19 protein-coding genes and 1 pseudogene are annotated in these 20,181 nt (G+C 41.4%); 15 read left to right on the forward strand and 5 right to left on the reverse strand.

What is annotated here, in order from left to right; translation table 11 throughout:
• The 3 genes from ACKTT2_RS19310 to ACKTT2_RS19320 all read left to right on the forward strand — a co-directional run.
• On the forward strand, positions 1 to 119 hold a 119-nt coding region (locus ACKTT2_RS19310), incomplete at its 5' end, for a winged helix-turn-helix domain-containing protein (RefSeq protein WP_407889956.1).
• A gap of 99 nt (positions 120 to 218) precedes the next feature.
• The gene (locus ACKTT2_RS19315) at positions 219 to 776 is read left to right on the forward strand and encodes a DUF192 domain-containing protein (RefSeq protein ID WP_407889855.1); all 558 of its coding nucleotides are present in this window, start codon (positions 219 to 221) and stop codon (positions 774 to 776) included.
• A 644-nt stretch (positions 777 to 1,420) separates the two neighbouring features.
• Positions 1,421 to 1,618, forward strand: coding sequence for a DUF2949 domain-containing protein (locus ACKTT2_RS19320; RefSeq protein ID WP_407889857.1), 198 nt, complete (start codon positions 1,421 to 1,423; stop codon positions 1,616 to 1,618).
• A 309-nt stretch (positions 1,619 to 1,927) separates the two neighbouring features.
• Here ACKTT2_RS19320 and ACKTT2_RS19325 read toward each other — a convergent pair whose 3' ends face one another.
• The 4 genes from ACKTT2_RS19325 to ACKTT2_RS19340 all read right to left on the reverse strand — a co-directional run bounded on the left by ACKTT2_RS19325 (position 1,928) and on the right by ACKTT2_RS19340 (position 5,796).
• A complete protein-coding gene (locus ACKTT2_RS19325) occupies positions 1,928 to 2,179 on the reverse strand; it encodes a DUF5340 domain-containing protein (protein WP_407889859.1) in 252 nt (83 codons plus the stop codon).
• Between the two features lie 173 nt (positions 2,180 to 2,352).
• Positions 2,353 to 3,255, reverse strand: coding sequence for an indole-3-glycerol phosphate synthase TrpC (trpC, locus tag ACKTT2_RS19330; RefSeq protein WP_407889861.1), 903 nt, complete (start codon positions 3,253 to 3,255; stop codon positions 2,353 to 2,355).
• A 72-nt stretch (positions 3,256 to 3,327) separates the two neighbouring features.
• Positions 3,328 to 4,755, reverse strand: coding sequence for a dihydrolipoyl dehydrogenase (lpdA, locus tag ACKTT2_RS19335; RefSeq protein WP_407889863.1), 1,428 nt, complete (start codon positions 4,753 to 4,755; stop codon positions 3,328 to 3,330).
• A 228-nt stretch (positions 4,756 to 4,983) separates the two neighbouring features.
• Positions 4,984 to 5,796, reverse strand: a complete 813-nt coding sequence (locus ACKTT2_RS19340) for an SDR family NAD(P)-dependent oxidoreductase (protein WP_407889865.1) — start codon at positions 5,794 to 5,796, stop codon at positions 4,984 to 4,986.
• Positions 5,797 to 6,170: 374 nt separating this feature from the next.
• Here ACKTT2_RS19340 and dhaK point away from each other — a divergent pair, with 374 nt between their 5' ends.
• The 12 genes and pseudogenes from dhaK (at position 6,171) to ACKTT2_RS19400 (ending at position 19,118) form a co-directional block, all read left to right on the forward strand.
• On the forward strand, positions 6,171 to 7,244 hold the full coding sequence (gene dhaK, locus ACKTT2_RS19345; protein WP_407889868.1) for a dihydroxyacetone kinase subunit DhaK: 1,074 nt from the start codon (positions 6,171 to 6,173) through the stop codon (positions 7,242 to 7,244).
• A 3-nt stretch (positions 7,245 to 7,247) separates the two neighbouring features.
• On the forward strand, positions 7,248 to 7,871 hold the full coding sequence (dhaL, locus tag ACKTT2_RS19350; protein WP_407889870.1) for a dihydroxyacetone kinase subunit DhaL: 624 nt from the start codon (positions 7,248 to 7,250) through the stop codon (positions 7,869 to 7,871).
• Between the two features lie 219 nt (positions 7,872 to 8,090).
• Positions 8,091 to 9,215: a phosphotransferase enzyme family protein gene (locus ACKTT2_RS19355; protein ID WP_407889872.1), complete on the forward strand. Its 1,125-nt coding sequence runs from the start codon at positions 8,091 to 8,093 to the stop codon at positions 9,213 to 9,215.
• Positions 9,216 to 9,342: 127 nt separating this feature from the next.
• Positions 9,343 to 11,442: a PAS domain-containing sensor histidine kinase gene (locus ACKTT2_RS19360; RefSeq protein WP_407889874.1), complete on the forward strand. Its 2,100-nt coding sequence runs from the start codon at positions 9,343 to 9,345 to the stop codon at positions 11,440 to 11,442.
• 68 nt (positions 11,443 to 11,510) lie between these two features.
• Positions 11,511 to 12,050 carry a DOMON-like domain-containing protein gene (locus tag ACKTT2_RS19365; RefSeq protein WP_407889876.1) on the forward strand — a complete coding sequence of 180 codons (540 nt, stop codon included), beginning with the start codon at positions 11,511 to 11,513 and terminating at the stop codon, positions 12,048 to 12,050.
• Positions 12,051 to 12,213: 163 nt separating this feature from the next.
• Positions 12,214 to 12,462, forward strand: coding sequence for a type II toxin-antitoxin system PrlF family antitoxin (locus tag ACKTT2_RS19370; protein WP_407889878.1), 249 nt, complete (start codon positions 12,214 to 12,216; stop codon positions 12,460 to 12,462).
• Positions 12,463 to 12,482: 20 nt separating this feature from the next.
• Positions 12,483 to 12,932: a type II toxin-antitoxin system YhaV family toxin gene (locus tag ACKTT2_RS19375; protein WP_407889880.1), complete on the forward strand. Its 450-nt coding sequence runs from the start codon at positions 12,483 to 12,485 to the stop codon at positions 12,930 to 12,932.
• 256 nt (positions 12,933 to 13,188) lie between these two features.
• Positions 13,189 to 15,807 carry an ATP-dependent chaperone ClpB gene (gene clpB, locus ACKTT2_RS19380; protein ID WP_407889882.1) on the forward strand — a complete coding sequence of 873 codons (2,619 nt, stop codon included), beginning with the start codon at positions 13,189 to 13,191 and terminating at the stop codon, positions 15,805 to 15,807.
• 243 nt (positions 15,808 to 16,050) lie between these two features.
• Positions 16,051 to 16,225 (forward strand): annotated as a pseudogene (locus tag ACKTT2_RS19385) (glycosyl hydrolase family 57); the annotation flags it as partial.
• A 36-nt stretch (positions 16,226 to 16,261) separates the two neighbouring features.
• On the forward strand, positions 16,262 to 16,909 hold the full coding sequence (locus ACKTT2_RS19390) for a Uma2 family endonuclease (RefSeq protein ID WP_407889885.1): 648 nt from the start codon (positions 16,262 to 16,264) through the stop codon (positions 16,907 to 16,909).
• Between the two features lie 425 nt (positions 16,910 to 17,334).
• Positions 17,335 to 18,462, forward strand: a complete 1,128-nt coding sequence (locus tag ACKTT2_RS19395) for a hypothetical protein (protein ID WP_407889887.1) — start codon at positions 17,335 to 17,337, stop codon at positions 18,460 to 18,462.
• Positions 18,459 to 19,118, forward strand: coding sequence for a hypothetical protein (locus tag ACKTT2_RS19400; protein WP_407889889.1), 660 nt, complete (start codon positions 18,459 to 18,461; stop codon positions 19,116 to 19,118). The genes ACKTT2_RS19395 and ACKTT2_RS19400 overlap by 4 nt, the downstream gene beginning before the upstream one ends.
• 241 nt (positions 19,119 to 19,359) lie before the next feature.
• Here the strand turns inward: ACKTT2_RS19400 and ACKTT2_RS19405 are convergent, their stop codons facing one another.
• Positions 19,360 to 20,133 carry a pentapeptide repeat-containing protein gene (locus ACKTT2_RS19405; RefSeq protein WP_407889891.1) on the reverse strand — a complete coding sequence of 258 codons (774 nt, stop codon included), beginning with the start codon at positions 20,131 to 20,133 and terminating at the stop codon, positions 19,360 to 19,362.
• Positions 20,134 to 20,181 lie beyond the last annotated feature (48 nt).

Here is a 20,181-nt window from a genome sequence, read left to right on the forward strand (position 1 = left end):
GCGAATCAAACGTAATTGAAGTATATATTCGCTACTTACGGTTAAAAATAGAAGATGAAGGTCAAAAGCGCCTTATTCAAACAGTCCGGGGCGTGGGTTACGTGTTGAGAGAATCGTAGTAGTGACCACCTGACCACCTGACCACCTGACCAGTGACCACCTGACCAGTGACCACCTGACCAGTGACCATTAACAATTAACCACTAACAAAAGCTGTTATGATAAATTGGCTATGCGTCTTATCAATGATGTTGAGTGTATTGCTGATGAGTTGTTCTACTCAAACATCAGCAGTGTCGCCCACAAGTACTCCTAGTTCTCAAACTCAAGCACCAATGGATCGGGAGAAAGTGTCACTCAGCACCAATAGAGGTCAACAGTTACCCATTTCAGCCGTTGCAACTGTTCCTAATGGTGCAAAAATTCAATTGGAAGTAGCACGGACACCTCAAGAACAAGCAATGGGCTTGATGTTTCGACCTGCTTTATCTAACGATAGAGGAATGCTCTTTCAATTTCCGTCAGCGTTTCAAGCAAGTTTTTGGATGAAGGATGTACCCGTTCCTTTGGATATGGTCTTTCTACTTGATGGTGTTGTAAAACACGTTGCTGTTTCCGTACCTCCTTGTAACACTATGCCTTGTCCTAGCTATAGTCCCGAAACACCAGTTAACCAAGTTATTGAACTCCGTTCTAGGCGAGCATCTGAACTTGGTTTGAAACCAGGATCTCGCGTCAAAATCGAGTTTCTTAAGTCTGGTTCTTCGGTAAAATAATCTTCACCAATTTTTGTAGGGTGGGCAATGCCAACTGTTCAATGTTAGTAGGTAATGCCCACCCTACGCCCTGTTTTCAAGCTTTTTAGGTAGGCAAGATGCCCGCCCCACAAGAACTGTATTGAATTCAAATGAAAACCGCTATAGTTTCCAATACAATACCCCATGCCCAATGCCCTATTTTCCAGCCAGATTTGAAGTAATTGTAAAAAAAGTATTACGTATCTGTAAAGAGACTTTCTATAAGACTAATATTTGATACAATGCAATTCAGTAAGCAATGTTGTCCTTAGATCTAATGATAGATTTCACGCTAGGCTGCAAAAGATACTTCTTTTGACGTAAGTGTAAAGTGTAGTCAGTAAGGGAGTATTATCTAAGGAATCTTTCTTAGTGCAGGTGTAGTTAACTGGGGTACTAGGGTAAAAAGAATAAAGCTGAATTGAACAAGAATTTGTGCTATTTGAAACTCAAAATTTAGTGGCACAAGAGCTTGAGTTAATACAAGCCTTCTTTTTCAAGAATATTAGGAAACCAATACACGTGTTTGCCGAAGCTTATTTAGCATAATCAAACACGTCGGTTGCGGAAAAATTTTTACTTGATATACTTAAGTACACTTTAGTTCTCAATTTAGGGGGTCAATGAGGGTGTCGCCATCAACATATTCTAGGTTTATTCATTTTCTGCAGGAAGATTTAGCAATCTCCACTGCTTGCATAGCAGTTGCTCTTCGCCATCGAGAGCAAGATCCAGGTCCTTTACCTATGATTCTTTGGAAGTATGGCTTGATTACCATCGACCAGTTAGAGCAAATCTATGACTGGTTGGAAACAGCATAGTTACGTGATGGTCGTTGAGGATAATCTACTATGCGGGATCTGCCCTGCCTTTTACAAAGGCTAATTCAGAATGCGATTGATTGCTTACCTTATCGCTTTGTTAAACTTAATAGGTTGGAGGAGCGGGTCGAAGAATCTTCAACCCGCTTCTCATTTGGTTGGTAGTTCTTGGTTGGTAGATGTTTGAGCCACAAAAAATCATATTAATTCGCAAATTGTAATCAACAGGGGAATCAATTGCAAATTGCAAATTGTTTGAGTATAGGTAGTATTATTTAAGCTATTGAGCTTCATTTTGAAAGTTTTTTGTTAATCTGGAGTCACCACTTGTTCGGTGTTAAGATGATTGAGCGACCAACGATGATCGACTTCTAAAGAGGTTGATTGGCATGCTTCTTCTAATTGCTTTTGTTGTGCAACGGCTTTTCTGAGAGTAATAATGAGCTGGTTCACCTGATTTCTGAGCTTTGGGTTGCTGTTGAGTGTAGGCATAGTTTGCCTTTCTAGCAGTTGCAGTATGAGTTCGTAGTGAACAGGTGAAGGCAGAGGAATTTGCTCCATGTAATTAATATTTTGATTGCAATTTTTGGATAAGTCTAGTGAAGGATAAAGTGTAAAGTATGAAGGATAAAGGAATGGCGAGGCATTGACCTTTCTTACTTTAGCTTTTATCCTTCACTGGGTTTGTCATTAAATAAATTGTTACATAAACAGAAATGATTTGGTGAAACCGTTTATTTAGTGGGTGATGAAGATTTTGCAAAAAGATTGGTAATTGCTTCCCCTGGATCTGGGCATTTTACAAGAGATTCGCCAATAAGGACGCCAGATACTCCCGCACGTTCCACTATCCCTAAATCTTCTGGGGTGTGGAATCCCGACTCGCTCACAACTAAAATGTTACGCTCTTGTATTAAGTCCCTCCTTGCGGCTATAAGTTCGCAGGTGGTTTGCAAATTCACGGAGAAATCTTCTAAATTGCGGTTGTTTATACCTATTAAGGTGACGCCCTCAAGATTTAAGACGCGATCGAGTTCTGCTAGAGTATGAACTTCAACCAACGCTACCATTTTTAGAGTTTTGGCAATTTTGATGAAGTATTGTAAATCGCGATCGCTCAGTATCGCTGCAATCAACAGCACTGCATCTGCACCCGCAACACGTGCTCTATACATTTGATAAGGATAAATGACAAATTCCTTACATAGCAACGGTAAATCTACCGCAGAGCGAACCTTACTTAAGTTTTCAAAGCTGCCAGAGAAAAATTTTTCATCAGTAAGTACCGAAATACAACTTGCACCGCTTTGCTCGTATTTGAGTGCGATCTCCACTGAATCGAAATTTTCTCTTAAAACCCCTTTACTAGGAGAAGCTTTTTTAACCTCAGCAATCAGTGCTGGGTGTGTTTTTCCTTGACGCAACGCAGCCACAAAATCACGAGTTGGAGGTGCATCGAGTACTTGACGCTGCAATTCTAGTAGCGGTAGCTTTTCCCGCATGATATCTACTTCTTCTTCTTTGTGCCAAACAATTTCCTCTAATATATTGTTTGGCTGAGCATCGGGCACAGCAACCTGATACCGCAGTATCGAAACAGCTATAGATGGGTTAGGACGACGGCGACGGATTTGCATAAAAGAAAATTATGAATTATGAATTATGAAGTGCCAATTTTTCAGCATTCATCATTCATAATTCAGCATTTATTAAGCCACTGCTCGTTTGTATGCTTCATCTAACACTTCAGAAAGTGTTGGATGGGCGTGGACTAGATGAGCTAGGGTGTGAACGGATTGACGGTTAGCAATAGCTGCTGATGCTTCATGAATAATATCCGAAGCGTGCATCCCAAAAATATGGACACCTAAAACTTCTCCCGTGTCTTTGCGATAAATAACTTTTGCCATTCCATCTGCTTCACCTTCAGCCAGGGCTTTGGAATTGCCTTTGAAGTAACTCTTAGCGATTCCTACTGTCCATCCTTCTGCACTCCCTTTTTCTTTAGCGGCGGTTTCTGTCATGCCTACGTAGCTAATTTCTGGGTGGGTAAAAGCAGCAGCCGGAATGCTGGCATAGTCTACTTCTTTATGACGCCCACAAATATTTTCTACAGCAACAATCCCTTGAGCTGAGGCAGCATGGGCAAGCATCATTTTACCAGTGGCGTCTCCGATTGCCCACAAGTGCGGCACTGGTTCCCCAGCAGATAGCACAGCCATGTTATCGTTAACTGGAATAAAATTCCGGCGATCGAGTTCTACACCCACAGAATCTAAACCTAAGTTTTGCGTAGCAGGAATGCGTCCGGTTGCTACCAAGCAAGCATCGACTTCCAGTACATCTACATCTTCTTTGGTTTTGAAATTAGCTAACTCAATAATGACGGGCGAACCGGGAATCACTTTTTTAGCGTATATTCCTACATGGGTTTCAATGTCTCGGTTCGTAATGAGAACTCGTTCTGCGAGTTTGGCAATATCGCGATCGAATCCCGGCATAAGTTGGTCTAGGGCTTCTATCATAGTAATTTCACTGCCCAATGCCGAGTAAACATCAGAAAATTCCAATCCGATGTAACCACTGCCTACAATTGCTACCCAGTCTGGTAGTGATTCTAATTTCACTGCTTGGTCGCTTGTGAAAACTGTTTTGCCATCGACTTGAATACCCGGAGGAACGAAAGGTACAGATCCGGGGGAAAGAATAATATCTTTTGCCGTAATAGTTTTTTCACCGCTATCTGTTGTGACAGTCACTTTTTGTTTTCCAGCGACTTTACCCCAGCCGCGAATAATATCGACCTTCAGGCGTTTCAAGCTATTGGTTAAGTCACCCTGAATTTTTGCCGCAAGATTGTTGGCATGATCGGCAATTCCTTGTCTGTCAAACTCAACATTTCCCAATTGAATACCTAGGGACTTGAGGTGATGAGCATTACGTAATTCCCGCACTCGCCCAGATGCTGCTAGCAGTGCTTTGGATGGGACACAGCCTCGGTTAACACAAGTTCCTCCCATGTCAGCCGCTTCGACAATCGCTGTCTTGAGACCGCAGCTTACGGCGTGTAGAGCAGCACCATGTCCGCCCACTCCAGCGCCTAAAATCACTAAATCGTAATCGAACCCTTCACTCACGTTAATCTCCCCGCGTGCATTCACCAAATTTAATTTTTAACTGACCAAACGATCGGTGCAAGTATTCATTATTATGCCGTTGCTCGATCGAGATTATGACTTACGATACTAGGGGACAAAATTAATAGCGTTTTAGATTGTAACATAAATTACCAAAAAATCAACCTAGAGTTGGGGTTGGCATTGCCAACCCTTTAAATGTCACACCAACATTAGGGAGAAACAGTATTACCTAGCATTTCTCCATCTTTGATAGCGCACTTGTTTTTCTTGAGAGAGCGGAGATGCCATTTGTAATACTTTTTCCAAGAACCAAGGCGCAAGACGATCGCACCACACAGCAATGTGACTTTGCCATCCTACCAAGATTTCAGGCGAATCTCTTTGTAGACCTCTAACAAGTGCTTGAGCCACCTGTTGGGGAGTCATAGGTATGACCCAGCGAAACCAATCTAAATTTCTCACCATATCGGTGTCAGTTAAAGATGGTAACAAAGCAGCAACTCGAATATTGTATGGTGCGAGTTCGCCTCGCAAAGCCTGAGTGAAGCCTAGAATTGCAAATTTTGTAGCTGAATAGGTTGCCATTGTTGGTGCAGCTACTTTACCCATCAAACTAGAAACGTTAATAATATTCCCCGAACGTTGTACAGCCATACGTCTAGCTACTAGACGAGTCATAGTGTACATACCAATAAGATTCACAGAGATTTCTGCTTGTACGTTAGACAATCGAGAGTTGAGGAAAGGTGTTTGATAGGCTACTCCAGCACAATTGACAAGGACATCAATGGGTCCGTAATTCCGCCAAGCTTGAGCGATCGCAATATTCACTTCCACAACTTGAGATAAATCTAAAGCCATAGTATGTGCTTTCACACCAAGCATTTCTATTTCAGAAGCCACCTCAGCTAATCGAGTCGTATCTCTAGCCACTAATAAAAGGCATTTGACTCCTTGCTTTGCCAATTCAATTGCGATCGCTCGCCCAATGCCTCGGGAGGCTCCAGTAATCAGAACTGTTTTGTCTCGAATATTCATAGTTAAAACCTACAAAGTGAAAGTCTCACTCTCGTTAGTGCATGCTTTGCAAGTTGAAAAATTTCTCAAAGAATGCACTTATCGTCGAGAGAGATAGAAAATACTTGCAATCGAGATATCAATTGCAGAAAACCCTAATAGTAAGAAACTCAATTCTGTAAGACAATGACCATGGATAACACCTCTGCTAAATACGAGTGTTTACCAGAACAAACTGCATAGGCATACACTAGCAAAGGGATCGACTGTCAGCAACATTTCTTAATAATAATCTGTGACTGTTACATATCTTGATAAAGCTCTCATAAATCAATAAAGAGCAAGAACGATCTATTCTAGGTTTTAGAAACTTATAAATAAAGAATGGTTAAACCATGAAAAAACTTATTAATAAACCTGAAGATTTTGTCCGCGAAAGTTTACAAGGAATGGCAGAAGCTCATTCCGATTTCATCAAAGTTGACTATGACCCTACTTTTGTTTATAGAGTCGATGCACCAATACCTGGGAAAGTCGCAATTATTTCTGGTGGGGGAAGCGGTCACGAACCAATGCACGCAGGGTTTGTCGGTCTAGGAATGTTAGACGCTGCTTGTCCTGGTGAGGTTTTTACTTCTCCTACCCCCGACCAAATGTTGGCAGCTGCTAAAAAAGTCGATGGAGGGGCTGGTATCGTTTACATTGTGAAAAATTACAGTGGGGATATCATGAACTTTGAAATGGCAACGGAGTTAGCCCGAAGTGAGGGGATTCGAGTTTTAAATATTCTCATAGATGATGATGTAGCAGTTAAAGATAGCTTATATACTCAGGGACGCCGGGGTGTAGGCACAACGGTACTGGCAGAAAAGATTTGTGGTGCGGCAGCACAAGAAGGATACGATTTACAACAAGTTGTAGATTTGTGTCGCCAAGTGAATTTGAATGGTCGTAGTATGGGGATCGCACTCAGTTCTTGCACAGTTCCTGCTAAAGGGATGCCAACTTTTGAACTGAGCGATCGCGAAATAGAAATGGGTATTGGTATCCACGGCGAACCGGGAAGAGAACGTAGAGCTTTCGTACCCGTAGATGAGATAACAGAAATGCTGGCACTATCTATTATTGAGGATACGTCTTACAGTCGTACAGTGAGGGAATGGGATGAAGAGAAAGATGAATGGGTAGATGTAGAACTTATCGATCCTGCTTTTCAGAACGGGGATCGCGTTCTAGCTTTTGTCAATGGTATGGGTGGGACTCCTCTGAGCGAACTGTATCTTGTTTATCGCAAACTCGCCGAAATTTGCAAAAAGAAGGGATTGTTTATTGTACGCAACCTAATTGGCTCGTATATCACTTCTTTAGAGATGCAAGGATGTTCCATAACATTATTAAAAGTGAACGACGACATGGTTCGGTTATGGGATGCACCTGTAAAAACACCAAGTTTGCGGTGGGGAAATTGAGCTATGGTTACAAAAGAGCAGATTTTAAAGTGGTTGCAGCATTTTACTGACGAGATAGAGAAGAATAAAGATTATTTGACAGAATTAGATGCGGCAATTGGTGATGCCGATCATGGTATTAACATGGAGCGTGGATTTAAAAAAGTTATAGGTCAATTGCCAACGGTAGCAGATAAAGATATCGGTAGTCTTTTAAAAACCGTTAGCATGACCCTCATTTCTTCAGTAGGCGGTGCGAGTGGTCCTCTTTATGGGACTTTCTTTTTAAGAGCAAGTACAGCTGTCGCTGGCAAAGAAGAACTAAATGATGGGGATTTGCTAGCAATGTTGCAAGCAGGTTTAGATGGTGTTTTTCAAAGAGGTAAAGCAGAACTGGGAGACAAAACGATGTTGGATGTACTCTCTCGAGCTGTCGCTGCTTTTCAACAAGCTCTAAGTGAAGGTAAGAATTCTATCCAAGCCATGCAGGAAGCTGTCGCTGCGGGCGAACGGGGAATGCAAGACACAACTCCTATGCTGGCTAAAAAGGGACGGGCTAGTTATTTAGGAGAGCGAAGTATAGGACATCAAGATCCAGGAGCGACTTCATCTTACTTAATGTTAAAGAGTTTATTAGAAGTACTGTAGGTAGGGCTAAAGCCCACCCTACCATGTGTATATAGCTCATCACTTGAATAAAGTAAAGATTTATCCGCGTTCGTCTGCTACAGCCTGCGGTTCCATAACTTTTTATATATTATACCCAAATGAAAACCGCTATATTTCAAAAATTAAATAGGGATTTTATAGTGCATAAAGTAGGAGCTAACAGCTATAACAGTTCAGGAGTAGAGATTTCATTCAAATATGACAGAAAACCGAGACACAAATAAATTAACTGCCATTGCTGACCAATTCGCCTTGAAAGGACAGGTGATGACTGTTCAAGCATTTGGTAGTGGCAATATTAATGATACATTTCTGGTCACTTTGGATTCTTCAGAGGAGAAGCACTTTGTCTTACAACGCATCAACACGCAAGTGTTTCGTCAACCAGAACTGATTATGCAGAATATGCGTACTTTTACTGAGTACGTTCGCGCTCGCTTACAACGTACTCCTCTCAATCGTCGTTGGGAAGTACCAAGAGTACTAGTTACAAAAAATGCACGAGATTACTGGAAAGATACTGACGACTCGTTTTGGCGAGCAATTAGTTTTATTGATGGTACTCAGTCTTTTGATACCATGCAAACTATGGAACACGCCAGAGAAATCGGTTATGCTTTGGGTATGTTTCACAACCTCATCAGCGATTTGCCCCCTGAAAAACTTGCTGATACCCTAGAAGGATTTCACATCACTCCCCTGTATCTCCAACATTACCACCAAGTGTTGGCAAAAGCTCATCCCCAGAAATCACCTGAAGTTGAATATTGCTTGCAGTTTATTAGCGATCGCCAACTTTGGGCAGAAGTTTTAGAAAAGGCTAAAGCGACAGGTGAGTTACCACTACGTCTTATGCATGGCGACCCCAAAATTAACAATGTTATGTTTGATACTGCTACTCAGCAAGCTGCTAGCGTGATAGACTTAGATACTGTAAAGCCCGGTCTCGTGCATTACGACATTGGAGACTGCTTGCGCTCTGGTTGCAATTTAGCTGGAGAAGAAACAGAAGAATGGGAAAAAGTTTCTTTTGATACAGATTTATGCCAAGGAATTCTTCAGGGGTATCTCTTTGTAGCTAAAACATTTCTTCTTGAGGAGGATTACGTATATATGTATGACGCAATTCGTCTCATTTCCTTTGAGTTGGGGTTAAGATTTTTTGCTGATTATTTAGCAGGAAATATCTACTTTAAAGTTAAGTATCCAGAACACAACCTTAATAGAGCACTTGTCCAATTTAAACTGACAGAGAGTATTGAATCTCAGGAAATAGCTATTCGTAAAATTATTCAAGATGCGAAGTTATTAACTCGAAAGTAGCGTTCGGAGCTTATCTTGAAAATAGGGCTATGGGCATGGGGCATTGGAAAAGAATTATTTTTATTCCCTCGTTGTGGGTTATTCTATTGCCCGTGGGTGTCTGGCTTAGATAGAATGGGAAGGTACAGTGAAACAAAGTTATGGTAAAACACCATACAATAAAGTAGGAAATGTGACCGAGCGCAAACAAGCCGAACAGCAGCTTGCAGAACAAGCACGAGTTTTGCAGCAACAGGCTAAACTTTTAGAATTATCTAGCGAAGCAATCTTTGTCCGAGACGAACGAGGTACGATTACTTATTGGAATCGTGGCGCTGAAGTCATGTATGGCTGGATGCGGGAAGAAGTAATTGGACTTGTGCCTGATACTTTACTAGAAACTCAAAATCCGAAAAGTATAAATCTCGATAACACGTTGTTACAACAAGAAAGCTGGCAAGGTGAGTTAATTCGTACCTGTAAAAATGGTCGGCAATTAATAGTTGAAAGCCGTCAAGTCTTAATACGGGATGAGCAAGGAAACCCAACCGGATTTTTAGAAGTGAATTGCGATATCACCGTTCGCAAACAAGCTGAAATTGCCTTGCGCGAGAGCGAAGAACGAATGCATTCTGCTCTTCTGAATTTAAATCAGGAACTCCAACGACAGTTAGCAGAATCTCAGACTTTATTAGAGGTTATTCCCATTGGTGTTGGCATCGCTGAAGACTCCCAATGCAAAAAAATTCGGGTCAACTCAGCATTTGCTCAAATGTTATCTATTTCTTCTACTGTAAATGCTTCTTTAAGTGCGCCAGAAGACGAGCGACCAAAAAACTTTAAGGTCTATTGTGAAGGTCAGGAACTTTCTTCAGAAGATCTGCCCTTACAGCGTGCAGCCGCTCTTGGGATAGAAGTTCGGGATTTAGAGGTTGATGTGGTTTGGAATGATGGCACAGCCTTAACTCTTTTAGAGTACGCCGCCCCGCTTTTTGACGAATGCGGAAAAGTAAGAGGCAGTATCGGCGCGTTTTTGAATATTACCGAGCGCAAGCGGGCAGAGATGGCATTACAGCAAACGCTCAAAGACTTGGCGGACTTTAAGTTTGCTCTCGATCGCTCCTCAATTGTTGCCATTACTGATACTGAAGGAACGCTCGCATACGTAAACGACAAATTTTGCGAGCTTTCACAGTACTCAAGAGAAGAATTGATCGGACAAAACCATCGTGTTGTAAACTCCGGCTATCACCCTAAAGAATTCTTTCAACATCTATGGGCAACTATTACTCGCGGACAGGTATGGCAAGGAGAAATTAAAAATCGCGCCAAGGATGGTACTTTCTACTGGGTTGCTACCACAATTGTGCCGTTTCTAGATGTCTCTGGGAAACCGTATCAGTACATAGCCGTTCATACCGACATCACAACCCGTAAAATGGCAGAAGTTGAGCTTCAACAACTGAATATCACCTTAGAACAACGGGTTGAAGAACGTACAATTGAACTTCAAGAGGTGAATAAAGACTTGGAGGCTTTTTCCTACACTGTGGCGCATGACCTACGAGCACCGTTACGAGGTATTCAAGGGTTTGCTCAAGCTTTAGCTGAAGATTATGACGATCGCTTAGATGAAACAGCTCGAGAATATATTCAACATATTTTTCGCGGCACTGAGGTCATGAGCGAGTTAGTTCACGATCTGTTAGCCTACAGCCGTCTCAGTCGCGAGAAGATTAAGTTGGCTCCTGTGCAATTGGCTCAAGTTATAGCAGATGCTCGCTCGCAATTAGCAACAGATTTACGCGAGCGCCAAGCTCAAATTGCGAGCGCTGAAAACTTGCCTATTGTTATGGGACATCACCCAATTTTAGTACAAATTATTGTTAATCTCTTTTCAAATGCAATTAAATTTATTACACCAGGAATTCAACCATATATTCGAGTTTGGGCGGAAACAATAGAACTAAAAGAAACAAGGGAATCAGGCGAAGATTCCTCTCCATCATTGCAACAAGTGCGTCTATGGATAGAAGATAACGGAATTGGTATTGAACCAAATTATCAGGAGCAAATTTTTGGTGTGTTTGAGCGACTACATAGTACTGAAACTTACCCAGGAACTGGAATTGGATTAGCTATTGTGCGAAAAGGAGCAGAACGTCTCGGAGGACGAGCAGGTGTTGAATCTACTCTCGGTCAAGGAAGTCGATTTTGGATTGAGTTGCAAGAGTCAACTGACCAGTGACCACCTGACCAGTGACCACCTGACCAGTGACCACCTGACCAGTGACCAGTTTTCTATGAGGTTTTTTGATGAAAGAGCAAACATTTTTCCTACAACCTTTTTCTAAGAGTGAATCGCTAAGCAAACTGAAAATCAAAGGCAATGTCGCCCGATATGAAAATCAATTTACTATTCAATATGCTCTTCTGGAAGATTTAACAGAAATCGAGATTGCTGAAGAATCAGAAGAACCCACACGCAAGCACGAACTTTGGCAAAACACTTGCTTTGAGTTTTTTCTTGGGGTAGAGAATAGCGATCGCTATTGGGAATTTAATATGTCTCCTTCTGGGGATTGGAATGTGTACCGATTTGATAGTTACCGTCAAGGGATGCAAGAAGAAACTGCTTTTACAATACTTCCTTTTAGTGTTCAGTATCTCTCAGATGGTTTGGCGATCGTCCTCAGTGTAAATTTGAATTTAATTATTTCAATAGATATGATTTTGAAGGTTGGTATTTCTACTGTCATCAAACATAAAGATGGTTCTGTTACTTACTGGGCATTAACTCATCCGGAAACGGACGCTGACTTTCATCAGCAGGATAGTTTCATAATTGAGTTTTAGCTTCCTAGCAGTCTGTCGCCTTGAATTTGAGGAATAAATAAGAAAAATCGCAAAGACGCAATAGATTCTGAGACTGTATGTACATTAATAAAACTCTTTTGCCAAAATCAACTAAAATAAAAATATAATCCAGTACTTATGTATAAGACAAACAAGGAAAAGAATGGATAAAAGGCTTCAATCACCCAAGGTAGAGCACTACGATCGCTTTGAGCAAGATTTGGAAGTTCTGCGTATAGAAGAGAGCGTTACTGCATCTGCCTTCCTGGACTTACTCGATTGCGATATGACTGGCAATCCAGAGATCTTGCAACTGCTTCCAGAAGACTTATTCCGTCGAGGTGAAAACCTCACGACAGGAATGAAAACAGATCTTGACGAAGAGTTACCTGACGATTTTGTGTTTGCATGAAAGTCAACGGATGGACACTTTTGGCTCACCCTGCTTTTCTTGAGCAATATAACAAGCTAATTACTACCGTAGAAGAGCTTGAGAAGCAAGAGCCTGAGAAATATCAGTTACATCCAAGTACAAAGCTGCTTAAAAGTATTCAAGAGCTTGTTTACAGACGGATTCCTCTCGATCCAACTGCACAAGAGTTTCGACAAGGTACTACGTTGGGACAAGACAAAAAGTATTGGTTTCGAGCAAAGTTCCATCAACGGTTTCGTTTGTTCTTTCGTTACAACATGACTTCTCAAGTCATTATTTATGGATGGGTCAATGATGAGAAGTCACTTCGTAAAGCCGGAGTTAAGACAGACCCGTATCGCATCTTCGCAAGAATGCTTGAGAGGGGATATCCTCCAAATAACTGGAATGAACTTCTTCAAGAATCTTCCAATCTTAATGAGCCTTCTGATGAATCTCCTGACCTTTAAACATATAAGATAGTGCAAATAATAACTATTGTGTAGCTTAAAAAGGGGGGCTATGCGTAAGTCCTCATTATCACGATGAACCTGAACGGACAGATGGACGGTAATACGACTATGGAAGGACGTGAATTCCGATCCAGCGACTAACACCCCTGTTTTTACAATGATTGCATAAGAACAAACTATATTTTTGTTCTATCTGCGCTCTTAGCAAATTTAAACACAAGCCTAGAGTAATTCTTTCCTGGAATTAAAGCTTATGCAACCAACTAATCCAAACCAATTTACAGAAAAAGCTTGGGAAGCAATCGCGCACACTCCAGATATTGCCAAACAGTATCAACAACAGCAGATAGAAAGCGAACACCTGATGAAAGCACTGTTAGACCAGGAAGGACTCACTAATGGTGTTTTCACAAAAGCTGGTGTCAATCTGCAAAAACTACGCGATCGCACCGAACAATTCATTCAACGTCAGCCTAAAGTCTCTGGTAGTAGCAGTTCAGTTTACTTGGGACGCAGCTTGGATACGCTTCTCGATCGAGCAGATGGGTATCGTAAGGAGTTTCAGGACGAGTTCATCTCCATCGAGCACCTGTTGCTAGGTTATGCTAAAGATGACCGCTTCGGTAAAGGGTTATTCCAAGAATTTGGGCTGGACGAAGGAAAAGTTAAAAATATTGTTAAACAAATTCGTGGGAATCAAAAAGTGACCGACCAAAATCCAGAAGGGAAATACCAAGCACTGGAAAAGTACGGGCGCGAACTGACAGAAGCAGCCCGTCAAGGTAAACTTGACCCAGTGATCGGACGTGATGATGAAATTCGCCGCACTATCCAAATTTTATCACGTCGTACCAAAAACAACCCCGTCCTGATTGGGGAACCAGGTGTTGGTAAAACAGCGATCGCTGAAGGATTGGCTCAGCGTATCATAGCTGGTGATGTTCCTCAGTCTTTAAAAGACCGCAAACTCATCGCTCTAGACATGGGTGCTTTGATTGCGGGTGCAAAATTCCGAGGTGAATTTGAAGAACGTCTAAAAGCAGTCTTAAAAGAAGTTACCGAATCGAACGGCAATATAGTTCTATTTATTGATGAAATTCATACAGTTGTCGGCGCGGGTGCAACCCAAGGCGCAATGGATGCTGGTAACTTATTAAAGCCAATGTTGGCGCGGGGCGAATTGCGCTGTATTGGTGCAACAACTTTAGACGAATACCGTAAATATATTGAAAAAGATGCCGCTTTGGAAAGACGTTTCCAACAGGTTTATGTCGATCAACCTAGCGTGGAAGATACAATTTCTATTTTGCGGGGTTTGAAAGAACGGTATGAGGTTCACCATGGAGTGAAAATTTCTGATAGTTCTTTAGTCGCAGCAGCAACTTTGTCTAGTCGTTATATTAGCGATCGCTTCTTACCCGATAAAGCCATTGACTTGGTAGACGAAGCAGCTGCTAGACTGAAGATGGAGATTACCTCCAAACCTGAAGAACTCGACGAAATTGACCGTAAGATTCTACAGTTAGAAATGGAAAAGCTCTCACTACAAAAAGAAAGTGATGCAGCTTCCAGAGAACGTTTGGAAAGATTAGAAAAAGAACTTGCGGACTTTAAAGAAGAACAAAGAGAGTTGAAGACGCAATGGCAATCTGAAAAAGATGTAATTGCAAAAATTCAGTCTGTTAAAGAAGAAATCGACCGCGTTAACTTAGAGATTCAACAAGCAGAACGCAATTACGATCTTAACCGCGCTGCTGAGTTAAAATATGGCAAACTTACCAGTTTGCATCGCGATTTAGAAGCAGCAGAAAGCGACCTGGCTCGCGCACAACGAAGTGGAAAATCTCTGTTGAGAGAAGAAGTCACCGAAGCTGATATTGCAGAAGTGATTTCTAAGTGGACGGGAATTCCTATCAGCAAGTTGGTGGAATCTGAGAAAGAAAAGCTGTTGCATTTAGAAGATGAACTGCACAATCGAGTTGTCGGACAACAAGAAGCAGTCACAGCAGTAGCAGATGCTATTCAACGTTCTCGTGCTGGGCTTGCAGACCCCAATCGTCCCATTGCTAGCTTTATTTTCCTCGGTCCTACAGGTGTTGGTAAAACCGAATTAGCGAAAGCACTTGCTGCTTACTTGTTTGATACGGAAGAAGCGCTTGTTAGGATTGATATGTCCGAGTACATGGAGAAACACGCTGTTTCTCGTTTGATCGGTGCGCCTCCGGGATACGTGGGTTATGAAGAAGGAGGACAACTGACAGAGGCTATTCGGCGTCGTCCTTATGCTGTGATTTTGTTTGATGAAATCGAAAAAGCTCATCCTGATGTTTTTAACATCTTCCTGCAAATTCTTGATGATGGTCGCGTGACTGATGCTCAAGGTCATACGGTGGACTTTAAGAACTCTATCATTATCATGACGAGTAACATCGGTTCGCAGTACATTTTGGATGTCGCAGGTGATGACTCGCGTTATGATGAAATGCGCCACCGGGTTATGGAAGCAATGCGAAATAGTTTCCGTCCTGAGTTTCTCAACCGCCTTGATGAGATTATCTTCTTCCATCCATTGCATAAGGAAGAATTGCGTCGAATCGTGCAGTTGCAAGTCGATAGATTGCGCCAAAGATTGAGCGATCGTAAGATGTCTCTCAGACTTTCAGATGCTGCTCTTGACTTTTTAGCTGATGTTGGTTACGACCCAGTGTTTGGAGCAAGACCCCTGAAGCGAGCCATTCAACGAGAGTTAGAAACTCAAATTGCCAAAGCTATCTTGCGTGGCGAGTTTCATGACGGCGATACCATCTTTGTCGATATCGAGAATGAGCGTCTTTCCTTCAAACGCTTACCTATAGAGGTGTTTACAGCTTAATCAAACTCCAGTTCCACCTCTCATCTCGTTCCCAGGCTCCGCCTGGGAATGCTTTTTTAGAGGCTCCGCCTCCTGAGTGGAGTTTAGACTAAATTTTTCTCCTTTTCAGGTTGATTTACTCCTATCCTGCTTAAAGATTATTTAATTAAATGAACCGCACAAGGGCACAAAGAGCACGAAGAAAGAGAAGAAGAGAATCGGTAATTTTATGGCGCAAAGGGAGTAAGATTCATGCTGCTGTTGAAATGCGATCGCTTAGTACAACAAGATCCGGAAGTGACAAAGCGTGCCGACTACCAAGAAGCACTATTGTATAAATTATTACTACAACTTAGTTGTTTTTCGCTATTGGAGACAAGGAACTTGGACTGACTATGCTCGTGAACTTTATCGTCATGGTGAAGCATTGTTAAACTAAGTTTAATAGCAAAAACACAATGCAGGTTCCCCAATTATGCTTAATCAAGCGCCAGTAATAGATACTGTTCCTACAGATACCTGGGTAGAGGCAGCTTGGGAAGATTTTCTGACCTTTGCAGATGACCCCACCTTGGAAGGTGCTAGATTTTACTATGATGACGGTTACATGAGGATTGAGATGTCACCACTAGGTCCTGCACATGGTCGAGATAACACTATTGTTTCAACAGTTATCATTTTATATGCAACAATCAAGAATATTCCAGTGATAGGACTAACGAATACTAGCTTTAGAAAAGCTAGAGTTCGTGAATCTCAGCCTGATATTGCTTTTTATATTGGCACAAATTTGCAACTTCCTCCCCGAAATAATGCTCCAGTAAATCTCAATGAGTTAACTCCACCCACGCTAGTTGTAGAAATTGCCGCTTCGTCTCTAGAAGACGATACTGAGCGTAAACAAAAACTTTACCAACGCCTGGGAGTTCAAGAGTATTGGGTAGTTGATGTCAGTGCAGGGAAGGTAATTGCAAATTCATTGTTAGCAACACAAACTACCCCCATTCGTGAATCTCAAGTACTGCCGGGATTGGAAATTGCCTTGGTTGAGGAAGCTCTTGTGCGTTCTCTAAGTGAAGATGATGGAGCTATTACTCGTTGGTTACTAGCAAAGTTTAATTAATGATAGCCTCACGCTCTAAGTCTAGACGCTGTAGAGACACGAAATTTCGCGTTTCTACTTTTGCGATGAGTGCGCCTTCCCAGACGAAATTGAGACAGATATTCGAGAAAATAATGAAGTGATGCATGAGGTTCTGTAGCGCATGGCGCGTCTTTATACTGACGAAAAGTCGGGGATCTAAATTTTTACGAATGATACCAAATCCGTTTTTCTAACCCCTTTTAGCCCAGCGATTGGAAATCGCGACTATACAAACGAAGCCCCCCGCCTGCACGGACTAAATTATAAAGGGGGTACAAGACGCGAATTTAGTATGATTTAAGATTTTCATAGTCACAAATCTGCCCTTTCTTTGACAAGTATGTTTTACAAACTGCCAAAAAAGCATCGTTTCATTCTACAATATTCTTCAAAAACTGAGAAGAATGAGCAGCAGGCAAGGAAACAAATATTGGGCAAATTTTCCTAGTAAACTTAAGAGTATTACTCTAAACATTTTAGAAATTAGTTCAATTACAGAACAAAAGCAAAAAGTTTTAAAGAAAGTTTACCAAGTCATAACGGTAAGTGAACAAATACCGAAGCAGACGTTTGTAAAAGTCTGTCATAGAATCAATGATGTTTTAGAGACACTACAACGACAGCTAAATCACAATGGACAGATTATACCTGTAGTTGGTTTTGTGACTCAGGATCAACTGAAGTCACAACGACTAGAAGCATTGAAGATAATGGGAGACAGCCATTCTGTCCCTAGTAGTAGGAATTTGACGGATGAACAGCTCTTTGAAGCTGTCCGAATACGTAGGTTTGCAAATCCACAACATCTGGCAGAACTGCTTAATCGTACAGATATATCCTTAGATCTTATGCAACAGGTACGTGTAAATTTATCAGAAGCTTTAAACTCTGAGAGATTTTTTCAGGACGATTTACAAAGAGTTATTAGCCAACTTAATTCAGCCAACAGTTCAAATCGATTTGATGAGGTTTTAGCAGAGCTAAGATATCCCAACCGTTTAATTCGTACAGGTGAGGTAGCTGTAGATTCGGGAGTTATACTGGGTGCTACTCAAGGACGTGAGTACGTTTTAGGCTCGGTGAGAGTAAGAACAGATCCTGTACCCGACGTGGATGTGTTATACCTTGGGAAAGAAAGGTTAGTTCGCATCGATGAGGTCAAAAACACCGCTAATGCTCTACGTGAAAAACTTAACAAAACTCCTGAACAGCTTAGAAATATGCAACGGTGGCTTGCCGAGGCACCGACTGATAGAAAAATAACAGTTGTGATAGAACAAGAAGATAACTGGACAGATTTATTTGCAATTCGTAAGAAAGGAGAGACAGCAGCTTTACGAATATTAATTGACGAGAGAGTTCCGTTGACTATTGGTTCCTACAACCTCAGTGTATCTAAAATGAATGAACTGTGGAATGCTGTTCTGATAAAGTCCCAAGAATTGAAAATGTTTCCACCCAAGAGTGATTTCTTTAGTCAAATACCAACGCTAAATGATGCTGAAAGATTTTTAGGAATTTCACTGAAATGAAACCAATTACTTTGCCAAAATCCCTATTGAAACTACCTTATCCGTGGCATATATCTAGTGGCACGCAACGCCGTCAGCAAATTGAAAAATTGAGCTATTCTCCAGACGAGAGCGAGACATCTCTTGAAGTCCTAGAACAATGCTTGCATACCCTTTCACAATTCAAGCTCCCTTCTGAGGATTCTATCCCCGAATCCTTAATGCAATATTGGGATTTTTCAGCAGAATGGTTGGCTCAGAGTATGCCAACTTTAGGTGATTTTGACCTTGCTAAAGTGGAGGAACGCTTAAAGGAATACGAGATGGCCTCTCCTACAGTAGCTATGGTTGAAGATGTGGGAGAATATTGGCTTTGGTGGGTATTAAAAGATATTGTAAGTACAATTCTAAAATGGCTTGAAGATGTTTTTAGAAAAGCAAAAAATGTTGTTCCAATTTCACGTCTTATTGATATTACCTTGCGTTATTTACAACAAGTCGAGCCACACATAGCACAATCTCTTTTAAGTTGTACTGCTGTTATTGGTTGGAATGAAGCCCTACCTTTACTGGAGTGTGTGGAAAGGAATACGTCAATTTCTTCATCTGTGATAGACTCTGCTAGAGGATATCGACAATGGATATTAGGCTCAAAAAGCTCCGCCCTGTTAGGTTGACCACAACTTTTGTGTCAACCTATGAGGATCGTCCTAACTTTAAATCATGATTGCACGTGATGATGAAATTCTATCTATCATCAAAATTTTCTCATGCTGTCAAATTATGAAATTTGCATAATAAAATTAAGGTTCTTTACCTTGGCGTCCTTTTTCTTCCAAGCTTTTAACAAATTTATCCACCGTCAGGCGTTTACCCTCACGGTGAATGCACTGCCCTAATGCGTGAATCGCTTTGCTGTTATTGCGATGCTACAAAACGTAGCTTCCCCAATTTGTTAACCAGATATAAACTTGGATAATACGATGGAGAAAGCGTTCCTAGAAATATCTGGGGAAACCCCAAAAATGCCTGTGTGTAACTATCAATGATTTGAGTATTTTTGAATTTCCAAACATCAATTAGAGACATGAGCATAAGTATAATAATGGTTACTAGTAACAGCTTCAAAGGGTTTTCTCCATTGCCCCACACGAGGTCAAAAAATTTGAAGTTAATCCATTCTAGAAGTTTTTCAAGTCGCTTCAATCCTGCATATTTCTTTCGATAATACGCTTCATTTGAACCCCATGCTTTATGCAAGTGAATTTCGGTAACTTGTAACTCTATGCGTATTGCCTTATTAACAGATTCAGCATCTCCGAGTTGCTGGTAATTCATGCGTAGCGTCCGAGCAAATTTCATCTTGAGATTTTCACTGCCTGGACATTCTGTATCTAGGATTGGGTTCTCAACCACTGTTCTCTCAAAGATGGAATAATCAAACTTACATCCTGAAAATTTCGCCCCGTGTAGATTAGTGCCAACGAAACGACACCCAGTAAAGTCGCATGAATCAAACTTACAACCTCGAAGATAGCAAGTGTCAAAAATTGAGTACTTGAAATCAACCTTGGTGAACTGCTTGTCTTTCGCCACGAGGCGAACGAATAGCTGGTTCATAAACTGCTCGTTGGAAACGTCAGCATCAAACTTTTTGTCTATCTGGTGAACTCTGTTACTTTCGGACAGCATCAAACTCTTTTTGGATCATTATTTATGATATGGAAACCTGACAGATTT

Origin of the sequence: Scytonema hankhaensis NUACC26 (assembly GCF_045865695.1) — a bacterium.
GTDB lineage: Bacteria > Cyanobacteriota > Cyanobacteriia > Cyanobacteriales > Nostocaceae > Scytonema.

What these genes read in the sequence shown, in the direction of transcription:
- ACKTT2_RS19315 (WP_407889855.1), top strand. Translation starts at nt 219, where the DNA reads ATGATAAATTGGCTATGCGTCTTATCAATGATGTTGAGTGTATTGCTG.
- ACKTT2_RS19320 (WP_407889857.1), top strand. Translation starts at nt 1,421, where the DNA reads ATGAGGGTGTCGCCATCAACATATTCTAGGTTTATTCATTTTCTGCAG.
- ACKTT2_RS19325 (WP_407889859.1), bottom strand. Translation starts at nt 2,179, where the DNA reads ATGGAGCAAATTCCTCTGCCTTCACCTGTTCACTACGAACTCATACTG.
- trpC (WP_407889861.1), bottom strand. Translation starts at nt 3,255, where the DNA reads ATGCAAATCCGTCGCCGTCGTCCTAACCCATCTATAGCTGTTTCGATA.
- ACKTT2_RS19340 (WP_407889865.1), bottom strand. Translation starts at nt 5,796, where the DNA reads ATGAATATTCGAGACAAAACAGTTCTGATTACTGGAGCCTCCCGAGGC.
- dhaK (WP_407889868.1), top strand. Translation starts at nt 6,171, where the DNA reads ATGAAAAAACTTATTAATAAACCTGAAGATTTTGTCCGCGAAAGTTTA.
- dhaL (WP_407889870.1), top strand. Translation starts at nt 7,248, where the DNA reads ATGGTTACAAAAGAGCAGATTTTAAAGTGGTTGCAGCATTTTACTGAC.
- ACKTT2_RS19355 (WP_407889872.1), top strand. Translation starts at nt 8,091, where the DNA reads ATGACAGAAAACCGAGACACAAATAAATTAACTGCCATTGCTGACCAA.
- ACKTT2_RS19365 (WP_407889876.1), top strand. Translation starts at nt 11,511, where the DNA reads ATGAAAGAGCAAACATTTTTCCTACAACCTTTTTCTAAGAGTGAATCG.
- ACKTT2_RS19370 (WP_407889878.1), top strand. Translation starts at nt 12,214, where the DNA reads ATGGATAAAAGGCTTCAATCACCCAAGGTAGAGCACTACGATCGCTTT.
- clpB (WP_407889882.1), top strand. Translation starts at nt 13,189, where the DNA reads ATGCAACCAACTAATCCAAACCAATTTACAGAAAAAGCTTGGGAAGCA.
- ACKTT2_RS19390 (WP_407889885.1), top strand. Translation starts at nt 16,262, where the DNA reads ATGCTTAATCAAGCGCCAGTAATAGATACTGTTCCTACAGATACCTGG.
- ACKTT2_RS19395 (WP_407889887.1), top strand. Translation starts at nt 17,335, where the DNA reads ATGAGCAGCAGGCAAGGAAACAAATATTGGGCAAATTTTCCTAGTAAA.
- ACKTT2_RS19400 (WP_407889889.1), top strand. Translation starts at nt 18,459, where the DNA reads ATGAAACCAATTACTTTGCCAAAATCCCTATTGAAACTACCTTATCCG.
- ACKTT2_RS19405 (WP_407889891.1), bottom strand. Translation starts at nt 20,133, where the DNA reads ATGCTGTCCGAAAGTAACAGAGTTCACCAGATAGACAAAAAGTTTGAT.